This window comes from Jatrophihabitans cynanchi (assembly GCF_027247405.1).
Taxonomy (GTDB): domain Bacteria; phylum Actinomycetota; class Actinomycetes; order Mycobacteriales; family Jatrophihabitantaceae; genus Jatrophihabitans_B; species Jatrophihabitans_B cynanchi.
Map to the genome: position 1 here is coordinate 3894607 of NZ_CP097463.1, position 23858 is coordinate 3918464.

Consider the following 23858-nt stretch of genomic DNA (forward strand, 5'->3'; position numbering starts at 1 on the left):
CGCTTCAGACCATCTGCACGCGGTGGCAGGGCTCCACCGAATGTGCATTCTCGCCTCATGACGATAGATGGCCAAACATTGGCGCCAACGCGCCGCATAGATCGAAAGGTTTAGCATGAAGAAGTTCTCCGCTTTACCCGGCGCGGTTCTTGCGCTGGGCGTCCTTGCGGCCGGTCTGCTCATAGCGACCGTGCCGGCCTCGGCAACACCCAGCGCGTCAACAAGCCAGCCCGACCCGGTGAGTTTCCGGAAGGTTATTACGATCGCTCACGGCCCAGACTCCGAGGCGGTCGTTGAAGTTCCTGTCGATGCGACGGGCGCTGCATCGACGATGGTGACTACTGATGTCGACACCGGCTGCCCATCGGGCTATGCCTGCCTATATACCGACAACACGGATATCCTGGGCCCTACGCATCCGCATACCAATTACTACTACTACGGATACGACAACTTCAGCAATGTCACGGGGAACCACTATATTGTCAATAACCAAACCGGTGGCGCTCGCGTTTACCTGTGCACAGGCTACAACGGTACGAATTGCACGACACCGAATCCTCCGTTCTACACCCCTGGATATGGGAATCTCAACTACATCAAGGCGGGCTACTTCACCAACTACAACTTTACCCCTATCAATTCGATGGTCCTGTGCGCAGGCGCAGGCAGTTGCCCCTGATCTCGCTACCCCAATGTCGGTGTAACAGCTGAGCGGTGGGGACCGGCGCCGCGCGACCCACGCCGCCGGTCCCCACCAACAGTCCATCCGGCTGCGCGCCTCGTGGGTGTCGGCGGGTACGGGCAGGGCCTGGCTCGCCGCCGATCGTGCATCTCGGGATGTAAACATTTCGCGCGTCCGGGCGCGTTAGATGGAGAGACACCGGATCCGAATCGAGGTGTGGGCTTGGACTTCGAGACCTATGTAGCGCAGTCGCGAACTGGCTTGCTGCGTCTGGCGATCGTCGTTACGGACGATCGTGAACTCGCCCAGGATGTGGTCCAAGAAGTGCTGATGAAGGCCGGCCAACGATGGGCCAAGATTGGCCGTCTCGACCACCCGCATGCGTACGTGCGGCGGATGCTGAGCAACGAGATCATTTCCTGGCACCGCAAATGGGGACGCGTGGAGAGCCGTCCTGCACTGGAACTCGATCGCGCAATTCCCGACCCGGCCGGGGCGGTGGATCGCCGAGAAGCGCTCCTGCGGGAGGTGGCACGGCTTCCCGTCCAGCAGCGAAGTGCGATCGCCCTACGCTATTTCGAAGATCTCTCTGATGAACAGATCGGCGTGGTGCTCGGCTGCCGTCCCGCGACGGTCCGGGCGCACCTTCATCGAGCGCTTAAGACTCTGCGCGTCGAATCCACGCTCGAAGCACTGAACCCGATTCGCTGACAGAGTACGCAGGAGGTACCGATGTACACCGAAGCCGAACTGCGCGATGCGCTACAGCATTCGGCAGCGCGCGTTGACGATCTGATTGCTGCCGCGGTCGACGGCCACGTGAGCTCCCACGCTATCCAGCCGGGCGACCTGGCCCTTTCTGCGCACATCTTCGCTGCCGCCGGTCGGCACCGCAGGTGGCGCGCCGCGTCGGCTGCGGCGATCGGGGTCGCTGCCATCGGCGTCGGAACGTTCGTCGCCATCGGCATTGGTAGCTCCGATTCACCAAGTGCCGGTCCGCCGCCTGCAGCGTCGACTGCCGCCGCATCACACGTGCTGCACCCGCCTGCCCGAGGCGGTGCGACATCTCGCCCATCGAGTGCGAAGATCGCGCTCAACAACTTGATCACCCTCGGCGGGAGGACTAGCACCGATTACAGCTTCGGCCCAATTGGCAAAGCTCAAATCATCATGGTGGGCGGCAAGAACGCGGTGAACGTGATTGCCCTGCCTGCGTCTGCGCCCTTTGACCCAGCCACCCAGATCCACTCAGCACAGCGAGTCCAGGTAGCAGGAACAACGGGCTATTACGGCGCCGTTGCCGCGGGCGTTTCCGGCGCAAGCATGAAGTACGGACCGTCGAAGGCCACCCTTGCCTGGCAAGCGCCAAACGGCACATGGCTCTTCATACAAGGAATGAACGAGGGCGTAAACCTGCCTGCCGCGACTCTCGTGAGCCGCGCCCAGGAATTGAACGTCGTGGCGGCACCAGCCCCCCTGCCCCGGATCCCGTTCCGCGTCGGATGGCTCCCAGCGGGGCTGACCGTGACCTCCGTCGAAGCACAGCCTGGCGCTGCGGGCACCGTCGTGGGGCTCACTTCGGGAAGCAACACCGTCACGATCAATGTCGCCGCCGGTACGGTCGGTGCCGAAGCGGGCCGGCTTGACGGCACATCTGATGACACCAGCGCCCAACGCAGTGTCGGGAACGTCGCCATAACGATCCACGCCCACGGCTACACCCAGTCCGACACCCAGAAGATCCTCAACAATCTCGATCTCAGCAAGCTCCCCGGCGCCCCGTCGACCTGGTGGAGCCTGACCGAAGCCTTCAACGACTAAACTCACCGGCTGATGTTCATACGCGCCAACGGGCAACGCACAGGATCGTGCGGGAAGTCGATCTCACGTACCACCGCTCGGAACGTCGAACGACGGTATGGCGCCGCAGAACGCTTATCCGCGCTTACGGCCGTTCGACGTATCCGCGAACCCAGACCTTCCCGGTTCGAATCGCATCGACCGCTACACTCGGTCCGGCGTGGGCCTGACCTACCTGGAATGGTTTGCTTCGCCAAGCGGCCAGGTCTGCGCCTCGCCGAGTGCCCATGGTGTTGCCCGGTGATGTCGGCGGGAATCTACCCAGGCGGCCACCGGCCGATTGTCAGTTATCGACATCACCGTGCCGTGCGCTTTGGCGACGTCGCTGATGGCAGCGGGCTCGTTGCAGTGCGGGCCAGTTGCCTCCAGCGTCGACATCGCAGGAGCACCCAGCCGCGCCCCCAGGCCGTCGCACCGGCCGAACTCGCCGGCAGAACTGCCAGAGCAACAAGGTCATCACCTGTTCGATCGCGGCGCGGCTCGTGAATTCGTCGATGTCGACGCCGCCGAGGACCAGTGGCTGGCCCTGGAGTAGAAGCTGTTCCTGACGGCGTCCGACACGATGGAAGTGCCAGACTGCGGCAGAGGTTGTCCCGGGTCTCGTAGAAGTTGAGGTGGCGGTCCCCCGCTCGATGCCTGCCGCGTGGTAGGTGTCGGGCTTCCGCCAAGAAGTTCGACAAGAAGGGGACCGCCGTGACCAAGAACTACCAGAAGAAGACGCCGATGACGAGCGCCGAGCTGCGGCTCGCGTTGCCGGAGACGGTGAGTGTGGCGATGGCCGAGATCGCCGAGAACGTGCAGGATGGGCTGCTCGCGCTTGCGGTTGGTGCTGGCCTGCAGGTGATGGCGACGATGATGGCCGAGGACGTGAGTGCGGTGTGCGGGCCGAAGGGCAAGCACGACCCGGCGCGCACCGCGGTGCGCCACGGCACCGAGGCCGGCTCGGTCACCTTGGGCGGGCGGCGGGTGCCGATCGAGCGGCCGAGAGTGCGCGCGAGCGACGGGAGCGGGGAGCTGCCGGTGCCGGCGTATGAGCTGTTCTCCTCCACCGAGGTGCTGGGCCGGATGGCGATGGAACGGATGCTCGGCGGCTTGTCGTCGCGTCGTTACCCGGTCGGGCTGGAACCGGTCGGGCAGCGGGTCGAACGCTCTGCTCGTTCGACGAGCAAGTCCGCGGTCAGCCGCCGGTTCGTCGCCGCGACCGAGACCGCGCTGGGCGAGCTGTTGTCCGCGGACCTGTCCGGCCTGGACCTCGTCGCGTTGATGATCGACGGCGTGCACGTCGGCGAGCACTTGTGCGTGGTCGCGCTCGGGATCGGCATCGACGGCGTCAAGCATCCACTCGGACTGGCCGAGGGCTCCACGGAGAACACCAGCGTGGTCACCGATCTGCTGACCGGACTGCGCGATCGCGGCCTGGACACCACCCGCCCGATCCTGGTGGGCATCGACGGCGGCAAGGCCCTGCGCGCCGCAGTCATCCGAGTCTTCGACCACCCGGTGATCCAGAGATGCCAACTGCACAAGTTGAGGAACGTGGCCGACAAGCTGTCCGATCACCTCGCCTCGACGGTGACCAAGCGGATGCGCGCGGCCTACCACGCCGAGTCCGCGATCGTCGCCGAGGCGCAGCTCGAGGCGCTGGCGAAGGAGCTGGAGCGAACCCACCCCGGCGCTGCGGCGTCGCTGCGCGAGGGCCTGGCCGAGACGTTGACCGTGCTGCGGCTGGGCGTGTCGCCGACGCTGGCTCGCACGCTGCGTTCGACCAACAGCATCGAGTCGATGATCTCGATCGCCCGCAACCACTCGATGAACGTGAAGAACTGGCAGAACGGCACCATGGCGCTGCGCTGGTGCGCCGCCGGGATGAACGAGGCGAGCAAGCAGTTCCGCCGCGTCAACGGCCACCTGCACCTGCCCGCACTACGCGCCGCACTCGACGCGCACGTCGCCGCGCAAACTGTCGGTGCCCTGCGTCATGATGAACCCGTGATCGCCGCCTGACGATCATGCCGACCGCCACCGAAATTCAACGGAGCGCGGGACAACCTGCTGCGGCACGTCGTACGCGCACTGCCCTGCGCCTGGGCGAGCGGCCAAGGTGTGCGTCGACACCGGGCATCACGCGCCAGGAACGAACATCGAGTTCATCGTCGCGTTCTTGCTGCGCGAGCAGAAAGCTCGGCGCGTACGACTTCAGTTGCCGGCTCTACACGGCACACGACACGATCGTCGGCGCCGCCGACCGGTCCAGCTGTTCCGGATCCTGTTCGAGGCGCGGGTTCGCGGCGGATTCGAGCCGGGCGCAGGCATTGCGTTCATGCTCGACCAATGCCAGAACACCAATGCCACAACATAGAGCCCAAAAACCCGCGGTCAGATCCGGTCGGTGCTGAACGTGCAGGAGGCGACGGAGAAGGTGCTGATCGTTTGACCTGGACGCGCTCGCGGCGCGGGGGCCTAAGCGTGCCGTCGCTCTACGACGAGGCGATCACCACTCCGGGCGGCGACGTTCTGACCGACGTCGACGAAGCCGCCGAGCGGCTCCGCGAAATCCTGCGCGCGATCGAGGCGTCGGCGGATGATGCAAGATGAGGCCGAACCTGCACCGGTTCGGCGGCGAAGGAGGCCTGCAGCGCGCGCGCACGGCTTGCACGGCGAGCGCTAGGTACGGGACAAGAGACATACCTCAGTGTTAGGACTTGGCCATGGACACGGTTGATCAGGAGCATGGCGGTCTTCGGCCCCGCCGCCGACGAGCTGCTGTCGAGGATTTGTGGCGCAAGCGCGACGGCAGCCCGTCCGCTCGCGCGGGCCGCGGGCTGCGCTGGCGCGCCCGGTACGTCGACGACACGGGAACCGAGCGCAGTCAGGCATTCGAGCGCAAGGTCGACGCACAGCGCTGGCTCGATGCCGTCACCGCGTCCCTGATCCGCGGCGACCACGTCACGCCGAGGTCGGCCAGGATGACGGTGGGGGAGTGGGCCGATACCTGGCTCGCCGGGTACAGCCGCCGGGCCTCGACCATTCGGCAGGCCGAGGTACACATCAAGGTCATCAAGGCCACGTTCGGCAGGGTGCCGCTGTCCGCGGTGAAGCCGTCCGACGTGAAGCACTGGACGAAAACACTCAAGGTCGCGGGCCGCTCGGACTCCTACGTCTACGCGTTGCACTCCCGGCTCTCACAGCTGTTCAGCGATGCCGTGCATGACGGGATTATGCCGCGTAACCCGTGCTCACGGCGCACGTCACCGGGCACCGGGAAGCCGCGTCCCTACGTCGCGACGACGGCGCAGGTGTGGGCGCTGTACTACGCCGTACCGGACGGGATCCGGCCGGCCATCCTGCTCGGCGCGCACGCTGGCCTGCGGCTGGCCGAAGCGGCCGCGCTGCGGCCCGAGGACATCGACTTCATGCGCGGCATCGTCTCGCCAGTGATCCAGTGGCCGGCCGAGCCGCTGAAGTCCGACGCCAGTAGGACGCCAATCCCGATCCCCAACGAACTGGCACTGGAGTTGTCCGCCGCTGTAGCAGCGGGAGAGGGTCTGACGATCGTGACTAACGAACTGGGCCGTCCAGCAGGACCATGGGCAATCGAGCGGGCCATGCGTGAGGCGCGCGTCGAGATCGAGGGCCTGCCTGCCGGCTTCCGATTCCACGATCTGCGGCATTACTTCGCCAGCCTGCTGATCGCCTCCGGACTCGATGTCAAAACCGTCCAGGCCCGAGTGCGGCACGCCTCGGCCAAGACCACCCTGGACACCTACGGGCACCTGTGGCCGGACAGGGACGAGTCGTCGCGCGCGGCTGTCGCGGCCGTCTACGCAGCGAGGAGCGACTCTCCTGCGTACCCACTGCGTACCGGCGACGCTGAAGGCGGCCAATAAAGCGCTAGAGGCCCCGGAATTCGGGGCCTCTAGCGTCAACATCCTCAGCAGTCGTAGTAGAGCTCGAACTCGTGCGGGTGTGGGCGCAGCCGGATCGGGTCGATCTCGTTGGCGCGCTTGAAGTCGATCCAGGCACCGATGATGTCCTCGGTGAACACGCCACCCTCCTGCAGGTACTCGTTGTCCTGCTCCAGGGCGGTGAGCACCTCGGGCAGCGAGCCGGGCACCTGCTCGATCGCGGCGGCCTCGTCCGGCGGCAGCTCGTACAGATCCTTGTCGATCGGCGCAGCGGGCTCGATCTTGTTGCGGATGCCGTCGACCCCGGCCATCAGCATCGCCGCGAACGCGAGGTACGGGTTCGCCGACGGGTCGGGGATGCGGAACTCGATGCGCTTGGCCTTCGGGTTCGATCCGGTGATCGGCACCCGGATGCACGCCGAGCGGTTGCCGGAGCTGTACACCAGGTTGACCGGCGCCTCGTAGCCCGGCACGAGACGGTGGTAGCTGTTCACCGTCGGGTTCGTGAACGCCAGCAGCGACGGCGCGTGGTGCAGCAGACCGCCGATGTAGTAGCGCGCCGTGTCGGACAGGCCGGCGTAGCCCAGCTCGTCGTAGAACAGCGGCGAACCGTCCTTCCACAGCGACTGGTGACAGTGCATGCCGGACCCGTTGTCGCCGAACAGCGGCTTGGGCATGAACGTGGCGGTCTTGCCGTGCTCCCACGCGACGTTCTTGACGATGTACTTGAATTTCTGCACGTCATCGCCCGCGTGCGTCAACGTGTTGAACTTGTAGTTGATCTCGGCCTGCCCGGCCGTGCCCACCTCGTGGTGCGCCCGCTCGAGTTCGAGCCCCGACGCGATCAGAGCGCGGCTCATCGCATCGCGCAGGTCGGCGTAGTGGTCCACCGGCGGCACCGGGAAGTACCCACCCTTGTAGCGCGTCTTGTAGCCGCGGTTTCCGCCCTCCTCGACCCGGCCGGTGTTCCAAGCGCCCTCGATCGAGTCGATGTGGTAGAAGCCCTGGTTCTGTGCAGTCTGGAAGCGGACGTCGTCGAAGACGTAGAACTCCGCCTCGGGCCCGAAGTAGGCGGTGTCGGCGATGCCGGTCGAGCGCAGGTACTCCTCGGCCTTCGCGGCGACCTGGCGCGGGTCGCGTCCGTACGGCTCCCCGGTGCGCGGCTCGACGATCGAGAAGCTCAGGTTCAGCGTCTTGGCCGCGCGGAACGGGTCGAGGAACGCGGTGGCCGGGTCGGGGATCAGCTTCATGTCCGACTTGTGGATCGCGGCGAAGCCCCGGATCGAGGAGCCGTCGAACATCACGCCCTCGGTGAAGAAGTCGGCCGGCAGCGTCGCGGCCGGCACGTTGAAGTGCTGCTGCTGACCGGGCAGGTCGGTGAACCGGACGTCGACGAACTCGATGCCCTCTTCCGCGATGTACCTGGTGACCTCGTCCGGGCTGGTGAACATGCATCCTCTTCTCGTGCCGGGTGGTTGCTGCCGAAGCACTGTGAAAGCTACGTAGTGAGGGTTGCCGGGCGTTTTCCCGGATGTTTCGGCGATGTTTCGCGGGTCATCGCCCGTCCCGGATGACGGCCGTGGTGCTCAGCCGGTCGTGCAGCCCACGCCCGTCCCGGTCCCAGACCAGCGCCGGGATCAACAGGAACAGCAGCGCCGTGCGGATCACGATCTGCATCGGGTTGACCGGGACGTCGCGATCGACCCGGATCACGCGCAGCCCGAACAGGTACATGCCCAGCGTGCGGCCGGCGAACAGCACGCCGGCCACGTAGTCCAGCGCCAGCGGGATCAGGCTCCACGAGCCGGGCAGGTGCCCGGCCACGCCGGCACCGCCACCGGCTTGCACGAACAGCGCAGCGACCAGCGAGGAGGCCAGCGCGTCGACGATGAATGCGCCGAGCCGGATGCCAGTGGTGCTCAGCGAGCCCGGACCGGACTCCGGCAGCCCCAACCGCTCGCCGCGGTAGCGCTGCGGGACGTTCCGGTTGTCCGCGCTGGTGGGGGTGCTCATCAGGAGCGGCGTCGCACCGTGCGCTGCATGTTGCGCATCTTCGCGCCCGGCGGCATCGGGCCCTGGGGGAGTGGCGCACGGCCGGCGTTCAGAGCCGACAGCCGCTTCTCCAACGCCTTCACCTGCTCCTTGGACAGGTTCGCCGGCAGCTTGACCAGGTACCGGGTCAGCTTGCCCAGCCGGACGTCGCTCTCGTTGGTCCCCACCACGACGTCGTAGATCGGCGTGTCGCCGGCGATGCGTGCGACCTTCTTCTTCTCCTGCGCGATCAGGCCGCGCACCCGGTGCGGCGCGCCCTCGCCCACCAGGACCACGCCGGGGCGGCCGATGAGCCGGTGGACCGCGTCCAGCTGGGTCGTGCCCGCCACCGCCTGGCTGATCCGCCAGTCGCCCTTGAGTTGCTGCTGCAGCATCCAGCCGGCGGCGCCGGGCTGGCCCTCCGCCTGGCTGAACATGCTCTTCTGAGCGCGGCGGCTGAAGACGAACATCGCCGCCAACAGCCCGCCGAGGACCGCGACCGGGATCGGCAGGTACAGCGAGCCGGTGATCAGCATCGTCACGACGTACAGCACGGCCGCACCGAGGACGCCGAACAGGATCAGGTACGGAATCAGCCGGGCGTCGCTCTGCCGGGTGAGCTTGAAGGCCTGGATCAGGTTGCGCCACGTGTCGCGCCGGGACTGCCGCTTCGCCGCCCGCGCGGCCTTCTTGTCCGCGCGGGTGGGTTTCGGTGCTCTGGCGCTCTTCGGCATGGCGCCAATCCTATTCTGCCCGGACCGACAGCTCATGCGGGCGCTGCGGCGGCCGATTGCAGGGACGCTGATTTGGCCTTTGCTGCCCCGGTATGAATACTCGTCCGGGATGCCCGCACGGGCACACATCCGACCAGGACGGAATCCTCTTTGTGAGCAAGCGAGCAGCTCTCGCCCTAGGTGCCGCCCTCGCCACTCTCGCCAGCATGCTGGTGTTCGCGTCCAGCGCCTCCGCTGCGGCTGCGCCACGCGGGGCGTTGGCGTCGGCGACGCAATACGGGACGACGATCACGATCACCGGCTGGGCGTATGACCCGGCGCGACGCTCGTCGTCGGTCCGGATGGCCGTCTACCTGGACGGCAAGTACGCCGCCAAGCGCGTGACGACCCGGTTCAACCGGAACGTCAACCGCGCACTGCACGTCAGCGGCAGGCACAGCTTCCGCTCGGTACTGCACGTGTCGCGCAGCGCCCACACCGTGCTCATCCGGGTGAGGTCCAAGACCACCGACCGCTGGGTGTCCGTGGCCACAGCACAGGTGCGCCACCCGGCCGCCACCGGAACCCGGATCATCACCGCGGCGCGCAAGTACTATCGCGCCCGCGTCCCGTACGTCGAGGGCGGTTCGACGCCGCGCGGCTTCGACTGCTCGGGCTACACGCAGTACGTCTACCGCGAGGCGCGCGTGTCGAAGTTGCCGCGCACCGCGGAGCAGCAGCGGCGCAGCGTGCGTCACATCTCACGCGCGAACGCCCGCCCGGGCGATCTGGTGTTCTACCTCAGCGGTGGCAGCGCCTTCCACGTCGCGATCTACGCCGGGCACGGCATGCAGTACGCCGAAGCCACCGTGCAGGACGGGTTGCGCTACCAGCCGGTGTGGTCCTCTGCCGTGCAGTACGGCACGACGTGGCACTAGTGCACTAGGGCGTGTCCCGCGAATAGTTGGGACCGGGTGCGTTAAGCATGGTTCATGCATGATCGGCATGACTTGACCGATGAGGAGTGGTCGCGGCTGGAACCGCTGCTGCCCGGCCAGATCCGCAGCCGTGGTGGTCAATGGGTCGATCACCGCACCGTGATCGACGGCGTGATGTGGCGGACCCGGACCGGGTCGCCGTGGCGTGATCTTCCCGCCTGTTACGGCAACTGGAAGACCGTCTACAACCGGCACCGGCGTTGGTCCGGTGACGGCACCTGGTCGATGGTGCTGACCGGGTTGCGTGCGGACTGCGACAGTGATGTCGATGCGGCCGGTGAGTGGGTGCTGGGCACCGACGGCACGGTGATCCGCGCGCACCATCACTCGGCCGGTGCCCGGCACGCGCCACCGAAAGACATCGCGCCCGAGGTGCTGGCCCCGGCCGTGTTGGAGGTTTCGCTGCGGCCGGGCAAGGACACGGGGGGCTCGGTCGAACTACAAGAAATCGGCCACCGCCGATCGCGCACGCCCGCTGGTGACGCCGGATCGAGAGGGCCTGGGGCGTAGCCGCGGCGGGGTGACGACGAAGATCCACCTGGCTGCTGATGCCCGGTGTCGGCCGGTCGGTCGGGTCACCAGCGCCGGGCAGCGCCACGACTCGATCGCGTTCACCGCGCTGATGGCCGAGATCCGCATCACCCGCCGCGGCAGTGGCCGACCGCGCACCCGTCCGGACCGGGTCCTGGCCGACAAGGCGTACTCCAGCGTGAAGATCCGCACCTACCTACGGGGCCGGGGCATCAAGGCCACCATCCCCGAACCGGTCAACCAGGTGAACGCGCGGATCGCGAGAGGCTCGGCCGGCGGTCGTCCGCCTGCATTCGACAAGCAGAAGTACCGCGACCGCAACACCGTAGAGCGAGCCATCAACCTGCTGCGTGGATACCGTGCCGTCGCCACCCGATACGACAAACGCGAGTTCGTCTACAAGGGAACCGTCGACATCGCCAGCATCAAAATCTGGCTCCGCCACCCCGTGCAACAAGATTCACGGGACACGGCCTAGCCCAAATACCGTTCAGTTAGTGGGTAGGAGGATGACGGTTGGTGGTGCGGCCGGTTGCGGCCAGCTCGCGTGGTGGGCGCGTTTGACGTGCCACTTGGTGTACTTGCGCTTGATCACGCGCGGGTTGGATCGCCGTCGGCGCCCGGGGTTGAGCCTGTTCAGGAGTTGGCGGATCGCCTCGCGCCACAGGCCGTCACGGCGTCGAGGGGGAAAAGGCGCCGCCCTGGGCGAGGGAGCGGCGGCTGACGCGTAGGGCGGCGACGAAGGAGACCCGGTCTGGGTCTCGACCGCCGGTGGTGGCGGTGTCGGCCATCAGCGCCCGGATCGCGTAGTGGCAGCACAGGTATCCCCAGATCTCCTGGAGCACCAGGTCCGGCGATTTGGACCGAAGCACGATGCGGGGCCCGCGCTGGTGCGTCTTGAGTTCGTCGAAGGTCGACTCGATCTCCCAGCGCTCGGCGTAGGCCAGCGCGAGCTGCTCGCCGGGCGCCTCGTCGGGATCGGTCAAGGTGGTGAGCAACCGGTAGGTGGTGGTGTTCTCGCGGCCGTCGTCGAGGGTGTAGTCGATGACCCGTACCGGCATCGGCTCACCATGGCGGTCGGTGGACCTGCGCAACTGGCCCAGCCAGGACCCGTCGGCAAGATCACGCACGTGTGTCGGGTTCGGCCCGAACCTGTCCGTGCGGACGCGCCACAGCAGATCGGCGTTCGTGTCGGTCGCCTTGCGCCACAGCGCGTAGGAGAAGAACCCACGGTCGGCCAGCACCACCATCCCCGGCCCGAACGCCGGCAGCAGTTTCTCGGTCAGCGTCGCTTCCGAGTCCCGGTATGCACCTACCCGCGCGGCCAGTATCGCGTGCGTGCCGCACTCGGCCAGCGCCACCACCCGGGCCTGCGGGAACGCGGACTTCTCGCCCTTGTTCACCCCGGGCCGGCCGAAGAACTCATCGTTGACCGGTACATCGGCAACGTCCAGGCAGGTGCCGTCGATCGCGACCATCCGCCGCCCGGCCAGCCATACCCCCGGCGTGTCCGGGCCGCCCAAGGGCGCAGCGACCCGCTCGAACAATGCCCGCACCGGCTCGGCACCCAGCCGGGCCCGAGCCTGGAAGATCGCCGACTTTCCCGGAAGCACGAACTCCGAACGCCAGCGATCCGACCATGCCAGCCCATCGGTCAGCTGCGCCAGCACGTCCTCGTACGACCCGTCGGCGTACAGCGCCATCCCCACCGCGAAGTAGGCCATCACCCGAGCCGGCAACAACCGGGACCGCTGCTGCGTGCGCCCGACCCGCTCGATCACCTCATCGACCAGATCCGGCGGGAACACCCGCGTCAGCACACCCACCGACACCAGATCCGACAGTCGGCGATCCGACGTCGGCTTCTTCCATCCCGCACGAGGCATGCAACCAAACTACACCGGTGTAAGCTTAACTGAACGGTATTGGGCCTAGCCCCGTGCACTAGCCCCGGCGGGCCGCGATCGCTTCCTGGTACAGCCGGCCCGCGCGGTAGGACGAGCGTACGAGCGGGCCGCTCATCACCCCGGCGAAGCCGATCTCGAGAGCCTCCTCGCGCAGCTCGACGAACTCCTCCGGCTTGACCCAGCGGGTGACCGGATGGTGCTTCGGCGAGGGCCGCAGGTACTGGGTGATGGTGATCAGCTCGCAGCCCGAGTCGTGCAGGTCCTGCAACGCCTGGCTGATCTCGGCGCGCTCCTCGCCCATGCCCAGGATGAGGTTCGACTTGGTGACCAGAGCGTCGTCGCGCGCGGCGCGCAGCACGCCCAGCGACCGGTCGTAACGGAAACCCGGACGGATCGACTTGAAGATCCGGGGCACCGTCTCGACGTTGTGCGCGAACACCTCCGGCCGGCTGTCGAACACCTGCTGCAGCAGCTCCGGTACGGCGTCGAAGTCAGGCGCGAGCAGTTCCACGCCGGTCCCCGGGTTCACCCGGTGGATCTGCCGCACCGTCTCGGCGTAGAGCCACGCGCCACCGTCCGGCAGGTCGTCACGGGTCACCCCGGTCACCGTCGCGTAGCGCAGTTGCATCGCCTGCACCGATTCGGCCACCCGGCGTGGCTCGTCGCGATCGAGCGGGCCCGGCTTGCCGGTGTCGATCTGGCAGAAGTCGCACCGCCGGGTGCACTGGTTCCCCCCGATGAGGAAGGTCGCCTCGCGGTCCTCCCAGCACTCGTAGATGTTGGGGCAGCCGGCCTCCTGGCACACCGTGTGCAGGCCCTCGCGCCTGACCAGTGCCTGCAGCTGCGTGTACTCCGGCCCCATCCTCGCCCGCGTCTTGATCCACTCGGGTTTGCGCTCGATCGGGACGGCGGTGTTGCGTGCCTCGATGCGGAGCAGGCGACGGCCTTCGGGTGCGGTTTCAGGACGAACTGCGGTCACCCGTCGAGCCTACGCCGACGGCCGGATCCGGCTCAGACGGTGGCGAGCAACGCGCGCGAGGCGAAGAACAGGCCCACCAGCACGAGGACTGCCACCAGCCCGATCGTCAGGACGCCACGCCGGGCGCGCCCGTAGCTGAGCACGGTCGCGGCGGTGACGATCGCGATGACGCACACCACGAGCACCACGCCGAGGGACGTGCCGGTGCTCCGGCAGGCCAACGAGGTGGCGCGCGACGAGCAGGTCGTGAAGCGCGCGGCGGCACCGAGCAGTGCGAACAGCCCGGCGGCGAGCCCGGCCAGCCAGACCAGCAGCAGCGTGGGCAGCCGGAGCGACCGCGGCCGGTCGCCGGCCGACGTGGAGTGCCTGCCCACCCGGCGGTCAGGCCGCCAGGACGACGTCGAACAGGCTCGGCAGGTGCCGTTCGACCACCGGCAGGACCTGCTCGACCGTGACGTCCCGGCCGAGCTCGTTCGCCAGCGAGGTGACACCCGCATCGGCGATGCCGCAGGGGACGATGCGGTCGAACCAGCTCAGGTCCGGGTCGCAGTTGAGGGCGAAGCCGTGCAGCGTCACACCCTGGGCCACGCGGATGCCGATCGCGGCGATCTTGCGCGCCGGGCGGTTCGCGTCGGCGGCGAGCCACACACCGCTGCGCCCCTCGACGCGCCCGGCGGCGACGTCGAACTCGGCGCAGACGGCGATCAGCATCGCCTCCATCCGGCGCACGTACGCGACCACGTCGATCGGGTCGGGCAGCCGGACGATCGGGTACCCGACGAGCTGGCCGGGCCCGTGCCAGGTGATCTTGCCGCCGCGGTCGACGTCGATCACCGGCGCGCCCGCGCTGCCGAAGGGCCGCTCGTGCGGCTCGGTGCGTTTGCCTGCGGTGTAGACGGGCGGGTGCTCCAGGAGCAGGACCGTGTCCGGCCTGGTGCCGCCGACGACCTCCGCGTGCAGGGCGCGCTGGCGCTCCCAGGCCTGCTCGTACGGCACCGTCCCGGCCCGAATGACCTCAACCTCGCTCACGCGAGCAAGATTACGCGCGAGGTGTCCGGTGTCAGCGGTCAGCACTACCCTCGACCGGTCCGCTCTGCCCGAGCCCAGGAGGACGTGATGACCGGCGCCGCAGTCACCCGACAGGCCGACCCGCCGCGGCGGCGAAGCGTTCCGCGGGGCGCCTGGCTGGTCGCCGCGCTCGGCGTCCTGTGGTTCCTGCTCGGTGCCGCCGGCGGCCCGTACCAGGGCAAGCTCGGCGACGTCCAGAAGAACGACAACTCGGCGTACCTGCCCGGCTCGGCCGAATCGACCAAGGTGGCCGACGCGGTCGGCGAGTTCAACCCGGTGCAGACCATCCCGGGCTTCATCGTCTACGAACGTCGAGGTGGCCTCACCGCCGCCGACAAGGCGCGCATCGCGGCCGACCGGACGAAGATCCTCGCGGTCGACGGCGTCGCGGCCGACCAGGCCGGCCCGGTCGTCTACTCGAGCAAGCGGCCCGCCGCCTACGTGTCGGCACCGCTGATCGCCAAGCAGAACGGCAAGGAGGTCGACGGCAAGAAGCTGGCCGATGTCGAGAACGAGGTGACCGACATCGCGCAGGCGAACGTGCCGGACGGCTTGCAGGTGTTGCCGGCCGGCCCGGGCGGCTTGCTGGTCGCGTTCATCGACTCCTTCAACGGGATCGACGGCGCGCTGCTGGTCGCCGCCGGCGCGGTGGTGATCGTCATCTTGCTGGTCGTCTACCGCAGCCCGGTGCTCTGGTTCTTCCCGCTGTTCAGCGCCGTGCTCGCGCTCGGCGCGGCCGCGTTGATCATCTACCCGCTGGCCAAGCACGACGTCATCACGCTCAACGGGCAGAGCCAGGGCATCCTGTCGGTGCTGGTGATCGGGGCGGGGACGGACTACGCGCTGCTGCTGATCAGCCGATATCGCGAGGAGTTGCACACCCATGCCAGCCGCGTCGAGGCGATGGTGCGTGCCTGGCGCGGGGCGGCTCCGGCGATCGGGGCGTCGGCGGCAACCGTCATCATCGGCCTGCTGTGCCTGACGCTCGGCGAGCTGAACTCGGACAAGAGCCTCGGGCCGGTGTGTGCGATCGGCATCGCGTGCACGGTGGCCGTCATGCTCACGTTCCTGCCCGCCTTCCTGGTGCTCTTCGGCCGCTGGGTGTTCTGGCCGCGAGTCCCGCACGTCGACAACCAGAGCGATATCGCCACGCACGGCGCGTGGGGCCGGTTCGCGGCCGCGCTCAGCCGGCACCCGCGCCGCGGCTGGGTGGCGACCGGCGTGTTCCTGCTGATCTGCGCCAGCGGCGTCGCCGGCCTCAAGACCGGCGGCCTGACCGTCACCCAGAGCTTCACCAACAAGCCGGACGCGGTGCACGGTCAGGCGCTGTTCGACGCGGCGTTCGACAGCGGCGCAGGGGCGCCGGCGCAGATCGTCGCCGCGGCCGACCGGGCCGACGCGGTGATGGCCGCGGCCGCCAAGGTGCCTGGTGTGGACCCGTCCGCAGGTGGCGTGTGCATCGCGACGGACTGGGCCAAGGTCGCGGCGCTGACCAAGGGCGCCGGCATTCCCGCGGGCGCGCAGACCGACCGGTGTGCGCCGCCCGTTGCGCAGGTGTCCGCGGTGGGCGGCCGGATCCTGATCGATGCCAACCTCACCAGCCGCTACGACACGTCGGCGGCGCGGGACACCGTGATCGCGCTCCGCGAGGCCGTTCACGGCATCGCGGGGGCGAACGCGCAGGTCGGCGGTCAGACCGCCATCAACTACGACACCCAGCAGGCGTCGAGGCATGACCGCAACCTGATCATCCCGATCGTCCTCGTGGTGATCCTGCTCGTGCTCGCGGTCGTGCTGCGCGCCGTGCTCGCCCCGGTGCTGCTGATCCTCACCGTCGTGCTGTCCTTCTCCGCGACGCTGGGCGTGAGCGCGTTCGTGTTCAACCACGTGTTCCACTTCGCGAACGCCGATCCGGCGTTCCCGCTGTTCGCGTTCGTGTTCCTGGTGGCGCTCGGGATCGACTACAACATCTTCTTGATGACCCGGGTACGCGAGGAGACGCTCCGGTACGGCACCCGGATGGGGATCCAGCGCGGGCTGGCGGTCACCGGCGGGGTGATCACCTCGGCGGGCGTGGTGCTGGCCGCGACGTTCGTGGTGCTCGGTGTGCTGCCGCTGGTGTTCCTGGCCGAACTGGGATTCGCGGTCGCGTTCGGCGTGCTGCTGGACACGATCCTGGTGCGTTCGGTGCTCGTGCCCGCCCTCAGCCACGACATCGGCAGACGGATCTGGTGGCCGTCCCGGCTCGCGACCGGAGCGCAGTAGCGGCGGCTCAGAGCCGGCGCGGGTCGATCCTCGTCTCGACGGCGGTGCCGCCGGCTCCACGCTCGACCAGGTAGGCACCCTTGCCGTCCTGTTCGCCGACCGCCTCGACGAACTCGGTGCCGCGATACAGCAGGCCGACACCGTCGTCGGTCGCGTAGCCGGCCGGCAGCGTCCCGTCCGCGACGAGTGAGTGGAACAGCGGGCGGCGCTGCTGCTCGCTGTCGTAGTGGACGCCGTTGCCGAACGGGACCAGCCCCAGCCCGTTGGTGACCGCGCGCAGGTCCGGGCCGAACGAGTCGGTGGTTCCGCCGACGTGCCAGCACAGTGAGCCGGCCGACGAACCGGTGAGCACGACGCCGGCCTGCCACGCGGTCCGCAGCGCCGGGCCGAGATCGTGCAACTGCCACATCGCCAGTAGCCCGGCGACGCTTCCGCCCCAGACGAAGATCACGTCCTGCTCGAGCAGGTGCTCCGGCACGTCCCCGACGTTCGGCATCGGGAACAGCGCGAGGTGGCTCGCCGCGACACCCCGTGCCTGCGCCGCGGCGTAGAACGACGCGACGATGAACGGGTCGTCGCCGACGGCGGTGGCCAGCAGGCAGACCCGCGGTGCTCGCCCGTGCACGCCGGACAGCTCGATCGCGTACTCGCTGAGCGGTCCGAACTCCCACCGGACGCGGTGACCCGGCACCACGCCGCCGGAGTTGGCGAGGATGGTCGGAGCGTCGGCAGGCATGCGATCACCGTACTGAGCCGCGCCCTGTGGACAACCCGGGAGTCCGGTCCGGATCGTCCTAGCCTGGGTGGCTATGACGGGCGGGTCGGTGCAGGTGCCGGGCTACGTCCTGGACGTGCCGATCGGCTCGGGCGGGTCCGGGCAGGTGTGGCGCGCCCACCCCGCCGCCGGAGGCAGCGCGGTCGCGATCAAGCTGCTGCCGGCGGTCGGGCCCGAGCAACTCGCGGCGGCGCGGACCGAGGCGGCGATGCTGGCCGGCCTCGACCATCCCCACCTGGTCCGGCTGCACGAGGCGGTGCCGTTCGCCGGTCGGCTCGCTCTCGTGCTCGAACTGGCCGCCGCCGGGTCGCTCGCCGACCTGCTGGAGCGACGCGGCCGGCTCGCGCCGGGCGAGGTGGTCACCGCGGTGGCGCCGGTCGGGGCCGCGCTCGCCTACGCGCACAACGCCGATGTCGTGCACGGCGACGTCAGCGCGGCGAACATCGTGTTCACCGCGGTCGGGCTGCCGCTGCTCGCCGATCTGGGCGTCGCGCGGCTGGCCGGCGACGCGCGCCCCGCGCGCAGCACTCCGGCGTACCTCGATCCGGTCGTGGCGGCAGGCGGCCAGCCGCAACCCGCGTCGGACGTGTTCATGCTGGCCGCGGTCGCGCTGCACGCGCTGACCGGCGAGCCGCCCTGGCGGTCGGGCGCGGCCGACAGGGCGCTGCAGGAGGCTGCTCGCGGTGACCTGGCCGCCGTGCACGCGCGCCTGTCCGCAGCGCCCGCGCCGGCGCCGATGGTCGCGGTGCTGGCCGCCGCGCTCGAGCCCGATCCGGTGCGCCGGCCGACCGCGGCGGAGTTCGCCCTCGACCTGCGGCACGCCGCCGAGCCGGTCGCCGTCGACCTGAACGCCGGGCGCGGACCCAGGCATGCGTGCCCGAGTGCCGACGCCCGTGCCGACGCCCGTGCGGACCAAGCGGCCGCCGACCCGGCGTTCACCCGGCTGGTTGCCCGCGCGCGCCAGCCCGCCGCGCCGCGTGCGGACGCTGGCCGGCGAGAGCGCCGCGGCCACCTACCCAGGGCGGCGCTGGCCGGGGTCGCGGCCGTTGCCGCGGCAGGCGCGGTCGTGGCCCTGGCGCTCGCACTCTGGCTGCCCGGCCACGCGCCGGCCAAGAGCCCGATGGCAGCGCGGTCCGCCCCGCTGCCCGCCGGCCCGCCGCCGGGCGGACCACGGCACCGCACCGCGCCGGCTCCGCACACGATGGCGCCCGTCCCACTCGACGTGGCTGGCGCCGCGCAGGTGCTGGCCACCCTGGACGTGGTGCGTGCGCAGGCGTTCGCGCGGCGTCAACCCGGCCTGCTGGCCCAGGTCTACCGGCCGGGGCCGCTGCGTGACCAGGACGTCGCGACGCTTACCCGGCTGGTGCCGCGCGGTTGCGGGCTGTACGGCGTACGCACCGATTACACCGGGGTACGGATCACCGCGCGCGGAACCGGACGGGTGGTACTCAGCCTCAAGACGACGTTGAGCCCATCAGTGCTCAAGTGCGCAGGCTCGGCGAGGGCGCGGGCGCCCGGCAGCGGCCCGACCGCGCTGCGGGTGGTGCTACAGGCGGTCGACGGCCGCTACCTGCTGGCCGGTATCACCCGGTGACGGTGCTCAGACGCCGCCGGACAGGCCGAGCGAGTGCTCGAACGCGCCGGTCTCCAGTCGCTCCTTCATCGTCGCCAGGAACCGCGCGGCGTCCGCACCGTCGACGATCCGGTGATCGTAGGACAGCGCCAGGTACACCATCGAACGCACCGCGATGGTCTCGCCGAACTCGGGGTCGCTCACGACAGTCGCGCGCTTGACCACCGCACCGGTGCCCAGGATCGCCACCTGGGGCTGGTTGATGATCGGGGTGTCGAACAGTGCGCCACGGCTCCCGGTGTTCGTGATGGTGAAGGTCCCGCCACCGAGCTCGTCCGGGCTCACCCTGTTGGCGCGCGTGCGCTCGGCGAGATCGGCGATCTTGCGCGCGATGCCGGCGAGGTTGAGGTCCCCCGCGTCGTGGATCACCGGCACCGCCAGGCCACGCTCGGAGTCGACGGCGATGCCCAGGTGCGCGGCCTCGTGGTACGTGATCGTCTTGGCCGCCATGTCGACGGAGGCGTTCACCACCGGGTGCGCCTTGAGCGCCTCGATCGCCGCGACCGCGAAGAACGGCAGGAAACTCAGCTTCACGCCCTCGCGCGACTCGAAGTCTGCCTTGGCCGCCGCGCGCAACCGGGCGATCTTGGTGACGTCGACCTCGACGACGGTCGTGAGCTGGGCGGACGTCTGCAGCGACTCGACCATGCGCGCGGCGATCACCTGGCGCATGCGGGACATCGGCTCGGTGCGGCCGCGCAGGTTCGCCGCGGCAGCCGCCGGTGCTGCGGCGCCCGTTGCCCTGGCCGCGGCGGGTGCCGGTGCCTGAGCTGCCTCGGCTTGCGCGGCCTGGGCAGCCTGGGCCGCCTGGGCAGCCGCGAGCACGTCGGACTTGCGGATCCGTCCGCCGATCCCGGTGCCGGAGATGCTCGACAGCTCCACGCCGTGCTCGCTGGCCAGCTTGCGGACCAGCGGGGTCACGTAGGTGCCAGCGACGTCGTCCTCGTCGTCGTCGGACGATGCGGCGGGCTGGGCCGCCGGCTGCGGGGCGGCGGCCGGAGCTGGTGCCGGGACAGGAGCCGGGGCAGGAGCCGGGGCAGGAGCCGGCGCAGGGGCGGGAGCGGGAGCCGCCGCAGCGGCCGGCGGCTGTGGCTGCTCGGCCTGCACGGGCTCGGCCGGCGGTGCCGCCGGTGGCTGCTCCTGTGCCTGTGGTTCGGGTTCGGGCTGCGGTTCGGGTGCGGCCTGCTCGGCCGGCTGCTCGGGTTCGGCGTGCGTGGCCCCCGCCTCCTGCGCGGCCGGCTGCGCGGCCTCCTGCGCGTCGCCGATCACCGCGAGTTCGACGCCGATGTCGACGGTCTCGTCCTCCTGGACCTTGATCGAGAGCACCGTCCCGGAGGCCGGCGACGGCACTTCGGTGTCGACCTTGTCGGTCGAGACCTCGAGCAGCGGCTCGTCGGCGTCGACGTGCTCGCCCTCCTGCTTGAGCCAACGGGTCACGGTGCCCTCGGTGACGCTCTCACCGAGGCGCGGCATGGTCACGGATACCGGCATGGTCCTTGGGGCTCCTTAGGTCGGGGCGAGAAGAAGAACGTCGCGTCAGTCGTGCACGTGCAGCGGCTTGCCGGCGAGCAGCAGGTGTGCCTCGCCGATCGCCTCGGACTGGGTGGGGTGCGGGTGGATCAGCTGCGCGACCTCGCTGGGCAGCGCCTCCCAGTTGTAGATCAGCTGCGCCTCGGCGATGAGCTCACCGACGCGCTCGCCCACGATGTGCACGCCCAGCACCGGCCCGGAGTCCTGCGCGACCAGCTTGACCGCGCCCTTGGCGTTCAGGATCGCGCTGCGGCCGTTGCCGGACAGGTCGTAGGTCACGGTCTTGATGTTGTCGGCCCCGTACTTCTCGGCTGCCTGCGCCTCGCTCAGGCCGACGGACGCGACCTCGGGGGCGGAGTAGGTGATCCGGGGGACGCCGGCGTAGTCGATCGGCACGACCGGCTGGCCGGCGAGGTGCTCGGCCACGAGAATGCCCTCGGCGAAGCCGACGTGCGCGAGCTGAAGGTGCGGTCCGTTGCCCTGGGTGATCAGGTCGCCGACCGCGTACACGCCCTCGACCGACGTGCGGCACAGCTCGTCGGTGACGACGAAGCCGCGCTCGATGGCGATGCCCTGCTCCTCGTAGCCGAGGTTCTGCGAGACCGGCCCGCGCCCGACGGCGACGAGCAGCACCTCGGCCTCGAGGCTCTCGCCGCCCTCGAGCGTGACGCGCACCCCACTGTCGGTGTGCTCCACCTTCTCGAACCGGGCGCCCAGTTTGAAGTTGATCTTGCGGCGTCGGAAGGCGCGCTCGAGCAGCTTGGACGACGCCTCGTCCTCCAGTGGCAGCAGGTGTGGCAGCGCCTCGACGATCGTGACCTGGGTGCCGAAGGACGTCCAGGCGCTGGCGAACTCGACACCGATCACGCCGCCGCCGAGCACGATCGCGGTCTGCGGCACGCGGTCGAGCACGAGGGCGTGCTCGCTGGTGATCACCCGCTGCCCGTCGATGTCCAGGCCGGGCAGCGTGCGCGAGTAGGAACCGGTGGCGAGCACCACGTTGGTGCCGGTGTAGGTGTCCGACCCGACGGTGACCGTCTTCGCCCCGGTCAGCCTGCCCTCACCCTCGACGATCTGGATGCCACGACTCTTGATCAGGCCGGTCAGGCCCTTGTGGTTCTTCGAGACGACGCCGTCCTTGTACTTGTGGACGCCGCTCATGTCGATGCCGTTGAAGGTCGCGTTGACGCCGAACGTCTCGCTCTCCCGTGCCTGGTCGGCGATCTCGCCGGCGTGCAGCAGCGCCTTGGTGGGGATGCACCCGCGGTGCAGGCAGGTGCCGCCGACCTTGTCCTTCTCGATGAGCACGACGGACTTGCCGAGTTCGGCAGCGCGCAGGGCCGCGGCGTAACCGCCGCTGCCGCCGCCGAGGATGACGAGGTCGAACTGGTTGTCGGCCACTGCTGCTCCTGCTTCGTCTGAGGTGCCCCGCGCGGGGGAGGACGCCGCCTCCATCTTGGCACTAGCGGGCGAAGCGGATCACGGCGGGCAAGCCCGGATCAGGCCGCCGCGAGGCGCTCCACCGCGGCGATGATGGTGCGCACGGCCGCGCCCGTCCCACCCTTGGGGGTGTAGCCGTGCGGGGCGCCCAGGTTCCAGGCCGGCCCGGCGATGTCCAGGTGCACCCAGGGCAGCCGGTCGGGCATGAAGTCGGCGAGGAAGTGCCCGGCCACCAGCATGCCGCCCCACCGATCGCCCGGCAGGTTCTGCAGATCGGCGACCTGCGAGTCCAGGCCCGCGCGCAACTCCTCCGGCAGCGGCATCGGCCACACCGCCTCGCCGACGGCGTTGCCCGCCGCCGCGACCTGGTCGCGCCAGCGCTCGGCGCCCATCGCGCCGATCACCCGCGTGCCGAGCGAGACCAGTTGCGCGCCGGTCAGGGTCGAGGCCTCGATCAGGTAGTCCGGTTCGTCCTCGAGCGCCCGGGCGATCGCGTCGGCCAGCACGAGGCGGCCCTCCGCGTCCGTGTCGGCCACCTCGACGGTACGGCCGTTGCGCATCGTGATCACGTCCGACGGCCGGTAGGCCGAACCCGACGGCATGTTCTCGGCCATCGGCACCGTGGCCGTCACCTCGACCGGCAACCGCAGCGCGGCGATCGCGCAGACACTCGCGACCACCGCGGCGGCGCCGCCCATGTCGGACTTCATCCAGTTCATGTTGGCGGTCTTGAGGTTCAACCCGCCGGAGTCGAAGGTGATGCCCTTGCCGACCAGTGCGACCCGCGCCTTGGCACGTGCCGGCCGGTATCCGATCCGCACCAGCCGTGGCGGGCGCGCGGAACCGCCGCCCACTGCGAGGACGGCGCCGAACCGCTCCCGCTTGAGCGCGCGCTCGTCGAGCACCTCGACCTGGAGCTTGGCGGCGCGCGCGAAGTCCGCCGCGTGCTGCGCGAACGTCTCCGGGTACAGGTCGTTCGGCGGGGTGTTCACCAGGTCGCGGACCCGGGTGATCGCCTCGACCACCGCACGCGCGCGCTTGAGTTCCGCCTTCGCCGACGGGTCATCGGTCGCGCCGAGGGTGATCCTGCGCAGCGCCGGCCGTTCGGCTGAGGACTTGTAGCGGTCGAAGGCGTACGCCCCGAGCTGGGCGCCTTCGGACAGCGCTCCCGGCGGTCCGTCCAGTGCGAGGTGCACGTGCGCGTGGTGGCCGAGCCCGCGCACCGCGGCGCCGACCGCGCGCCGCAGGCTCTCGGCCGAGCGGGCGTCGGCGCCCAGCCCGGTGGCCACCACGAGCGGGAACGGCGCCAGCCCGAGCGTCGGCACCTTCAGCACCTCCTCGGGCTGGCCGGTCGCGCCCAGCGTGCGCAGCGCGGCAAGCAGGGTTCGCCCCAGCACCGCCTCGACCGGTTTCGCGCCGCGCGCGAGTCGCGGCCCGTTGTTCCCCGGTACGACACCGACCACGACCGCGTCCGCGTCGGGCAGCGTGCTCGGATCGTGCAGCGATACGGACACCATGACCGCGATCCTAGGGCGGGT

21 protein-coding genes and 2 pseudogenes are annotated in these 23858 nt (G+C 69.5%); 12 read left to right on the forward strand and 11 right to left on the reverse strand.

Going from position 1 to position 23858, the window contains the following annotated elements:
* Positions 1-115 precede the first annotated feature (115 nt).
* The 8 genes and pseudogenes from M6B22_RS18950 to M6B22_RS18985 all read left to right on the forward strand — a co-directional run bounded on the left by M6B22_RS18950 (position 116) and on the right by M6B22_RS18985 (position 6432).
* The gene (locus M6B22_RS18950) at positions 116-682 is read left to right on the forward strand and encodes a hypothetical protein (protein WP_269443129.1); all 567 of its coding nucleotides are present in this window, start codon (positions 116-118) and stop codon (positions 680-682) included.
* A 219-nt stretch (positions 683-901) separates the two neighbouring features.
* Positions 902-1396 carry a SigE family RNA polymerase sigma factor gene (locus tag M6B22_RS18955; protein ID WP_407935550.1) on the forward strand — a complete coding sequence of 165 codons (495 nt, stop codon included), beginning with the start codon at positions 902-904 and terminating at the stop codon, positions 1394-1396.
* 21 nt (positions 1397-1417) lie between these two features.
* The gene (locus tag M6B22_RS18960; RefSeq protein WP_269443131.1) at positions 1418-2506 is read left to right on the forward strand and encodes a hypothetical protein; all 1089 of its coding nucleotides are present in this window, start codon (positions 1418-1420) and stop codon (positions 2504-2506) included.
* A 319-nt stretch (positions 2507-2825) separates the two neighbouring features.
* A complete protein-coding gene (locus M6B22_RS18965; protein WP_269443132.1) occupies positions 2826-3080 on the forward strand; it encodes a hypothetical protein in 255 nt (84 codons plus the stop codon).
* Positions 3081-3238: 158 nt separating this feature from the next.
* Positions 3239-4549, forward strand: a complete 1311-nt coding sequence (locus M6B22_RS18970; protein WP_407935551.1) for an IS256 family transposase — start codon at positions 3239-3241, stop codon at positions 4547-4549.
* 52 nt (positions 4550-4601) lie between these two features.
* A pseudogene (locus M6B22_RS22295) lies at positions 4602-4998 on the forward strand (L-rhamnose isomerase); the annotation flags it as partial.
* A 13-nt stretch (positions 4999-5011) separates the two neighbouring features.
* Positions 5012-5140: a hypothetical protein gene (locus M6B22_RS18980; protein ID WP_269443134.1), complete on the forward strand. Its 129-nt coding sequence runs from the start codon at positions 5012-5014 to the stop codon at positions 5138-5140.
* A gap of 113 nt (positions 5141-5253) precedes the next feature.
* On the forward strand, positions 5254-6432 hold the full coding sequence (locus M6B22_RS18985; protein WP_269443135.1) for a site-specific integrase: 1179 nt from the start codon (positions 5254-5256) through the stop codon (positions 6430-6432).
* 44 nt (positions 6433-6476) lie between these two features.
* Here M6B22_RS18985 and glnA read toward each other — a convergent pair whose 3' ends face one another.
* The 3 genes from glnA to M6B22_RS19000 form a co-directional block, all read right to left on the reverse strand.
* Positions 6477-7901: a type I glutamate--ammonia ligase gene (glnA, locus tag M6B22_RS18990; protein ID WP_269443136.1), complete on the reverse strand. Its 1425-nt coding sequence runs from the start codon at positions 7899-7901 to the stop codon at positions 6477-6479.
* Positions 7902-8004: 103 nt separating this feature from the next.
* Complete coding sequence (locus M6B22_RS18995) at positions 8005-8463, reverse strand: RDD family protein (RefSeq protein ID WP_269443137.1); 459 nt, start codon at positions 8461-8463, stop codon at positions 8005-8007.
* Entirely contained in the window at positions 8463-9215 is a 753-nt protein-coding gene (locus M6B22_RS19000) for a DUF4191 domain-containing protein (RefSeq protein WP_269443138.1), read from the reverse strand. The genes M6B22_RS18995 and M6B22_RS19000 overlap by 1 nt, the downstream gene beginning before the upstream one ends.
* Positions 9216-9367: 152 nt before the next feature.
* Here M6B22_RS19000 and M6B22_RS19005 point away from each other — a divergent pair, with 152 nt between their 5' ends.
* Together M6B22_RS19005 and M6B22_RS19010 are read left to right on the forward strand one after the other, a co-directional pair.
* Positions 9368-10132, forward strand: a complete 765-nt coding sequence (locus M6B22_RS19005) for a C40 family peptidase (RefSeq protein WP_269443139.1) — start codon at positions 9368-9370, stop codon at positions 10130-10132.
* Between the two features lie 54 nt (positions 10133-10186).
* A pseudogene (locus M6B22_RS19010) lies at positions 10187-11201 on the forward strand (IS5 family transposase).
* Between the two features lie 193 nt (positions 11202-11394).
* Here M6B22_RS19010 and M6B22_RS19015 read toward each other — a convergent pair.
* The 4 genes from M6B22_RS19015 to lipB are packed head-to-tail and all read right to left on the reverse strand — an operon-like array spanning position 11395 to position 14638.
* The gene (locus M6B22_RS19015; RefSeq protein WP_269441633.1) at positions 11395-12609 is read right to left on the reverse strand and encodes an IS4 family transposase; all 1215 of its coding nucleotides are present in this window, start codon (positions 12607-12609) and stop codon (positions 11395-11397) included.
* A gap of 58 nt (positions 12610-12667) precedes the next feature.
* A complete protein-coding gene (lipA, locus tag M6B22_RS19020; protein ID WP_269443140.1) occupies positions 12668-13609 on the reverse strand; it encodes a lipoyl synthase in 942 nt (313 codons plus the stop codon).
* Between the two features lie 32 nt (positions 13610-13641).
* On the reverse strand, positions 13642-13983 hold the full coding sequence (locus M6B22_RS19025) for a hypothetical protein (protein WP_269443141.1): 342 nt from the start codon (positions 13981-13983) through the stop codon (positions 13642-13644).
* Positions 13984-13990: 7 nt separating this feature from the next.
* Complete coding sequence (gene lipB, locus M6B22_RS19030; protein WP_269443142.1) at positions 13991-14638, reverse strand: lipoyl(octanoyl) transferase LipB; 648 nt, start codon at positions 14636-14638, stop codon at positions 13991-13993.
* An 87-nt stretch (positions 14639-14725) separates the two neighbouring features.
* Between lipB and M6B22_RS19035 the strand changes: the two genes are divergently transcribed.
* On the forward strand, positions 14726-16942 hold the full coding sequence (locus M6B22_RS19035; protein ID WP_269443143.1) for an MMPL family transporter: 2217 nt from the start codon (positions 14726-14728) through the stop codon (positions 16940-16942).
* 7 nt (positions 16943-16949) lie between these two features.
* Here the strand turns inward: M6B22_RS19035 and M6B22_RS19040 are convergent, their stop codons facing one another.
* Positions 16950-17678, reverse strand: coding sequence for a Type 1 glutamine amidotransferase-like domain-containing protein (locus tag M6B22_RS19040; RefSeq protein ID WP_269443144.1), 729 nt, complete (start codon positions 17676-17678; stop codon positions 16950-16952).
* 73 nt (positions 17679-17751) lie between these two features.
* Between M6B22_RS19040 and M6B22_RS19045 the strand changes: the two genes are divergently transcribed.
* Positions 17752-19311, forward strand: coding sequence for a serine/threonine-protein kinase (locus M6B22_RS19045; RefSeq protein WP_269443145.1), 1560 nt, complete (start codon positions 17752-17754; stop codon positions 19309-19311).
* A gap of 6 nt (positions 19312-19317) precedes the next feature.
* Here the strand turns inward: M6B22_RS19045 and sucB are convergent, their stop codons facing one another.
* The 3 genes from sucB to M6B22_RS19060 are packed head-to-tail and all read right to left on the reverse strand — an operon-like array spanning position 19318 to position 23837.
* Positions 19318-20841, reverse strand: coding sequence for a 2-oxoglutarate dehydrogenase, E2 component, dihydrolipoamide succinyltransferase (sucB, locus tag M6B22_RS19050; protein WP_269443146.1), 1524 nt, complete (start codon positions 20839-20841; stop codon positions 19318-19320).
* A 45-nt stretch (positions 20842-20886) separates the two neighbouring features.
* Complete coding sequence (lpdA, locus tag M6B22_RS19055) at positions 20887-22335, reverse strand: dihydrolipoyl dehydrogenase (RefSeq protein WP_407935552.1); 1449 nt, start codon at positions 22333-22335, stop codon at positions 20887-20889.
* 44 nt (positions 22336-22379) lie between these two features.
* Complete coding sequence (locus M6B22_RS19060; RefSeq protein WP_269443148.1) at positions 22380-23837, reverse strand: leucyl aminopeptidase; 1458 nt, start codon at positions 23835-23837, stop codon at positions 22380-22382.
* Positions 23838-23858: the final 21 nt, after the last annotated feature.

What these genes read in the sequence shown, in the direction of transcription:
- M6B22_RS18950 (WP_269443129.1), top strand. Translation starts at nt 116, where the DNA reads ATGAAGAAGTTCTCCGCTTTACCCGGCGCGGTTCTTGCGCTGGGCGTC.
- M6B22_RS18960 (WP_269443131.1), top strand. Translation starts at nt 1,418, where the DNA reads ATGTACACCGAAGCCGAACTGCGCGATGCGCTACAGCATTCGGCAGCG.
- M6B22_RS18985 (WP_269443135.1), top strand. Translation starts at nt 5,254, where the DNA reads ATGGACACGGTTGATCAGGAGCATGGCGGTCTTCGGCCCCGCCGCCGA.
- glnA (WP_269443136.1), bottom strand. Translation starts at nt 7,901, where the DNA reads ATGTTCACCAGCCCGGACGAGGTCACCAGGTACATCGCGGAAGAGGGC.
- M6B22_RS18995 (WP_269443137.1), bottom strand. Translation starts at nt 8,463, where the DNA reads ATGAGCACCCCCACCAGCGCGGACAACCGGAACGTCCCGCAGCGCTAC.
- M6B22_RS19000 (WP_269443138.1), bottom strand. Translation starts at nt 9,215, where the DNA reads ATGCCGAAGAGCGCCAGAGCACCGAAACCCACCCGCGCGGACAAGAAG.
- M6B22_RS19015 (WP_269441633.1), bottom strand. Translation starts at nt 12,609, where the DNA reads ATGCCTCGTGCGGGATGGAAGAAGCCGACGTCGGATCGCCGACTGTCG.
- M6B22_RS19035 (WP_269443143.1), top strand. Translation starts at nt 14,726, where the DNA reads ATGACCGGCGCCGCAGTCACCCGACAGGCCGACCCGCCGCGGCGGCGA.
- M6B22_RS19040 (WP_269443144.1), bottom strand. Translation starts at nt 17,678, where the DNA reads ATGCCTGCCGACGCTCCGACCATCCTCGCCAACTCCGGCGGCGTGGTG.
- M6B22_RS19045 (WP_269443145.1), top strand. Translation starts at nt 17,752, where the DNA reads ATGACGGGCGGGTCGGTGCAGGTGCCGGGCTACGTCCTGGACGTGCCG.
- sucB (WP_269443146.1), bottom strand. Translation starts at nt 20,841, where the DNA reads ATGCCGGTATCCGTGACCATGCCGCGCCTCGGTGAGAGCGTCACCGAG.
- lpdA (WP_407935552.1), bottom strand. Translation starts at nt 22,335, where the DNA reads ATGGAGGCGGCGTCCTCCCCCGCGCGGGGCACCTCAGACGAAGCAGGA.
- M6B22_RS19060 (WP_269443148.1), bottom strand. Translation starts at nt 23,837, where the DNA reads ATGGTGTCCGTATCGCTGCACGATCCGAGCACGCTGCCCGACGCGGAC.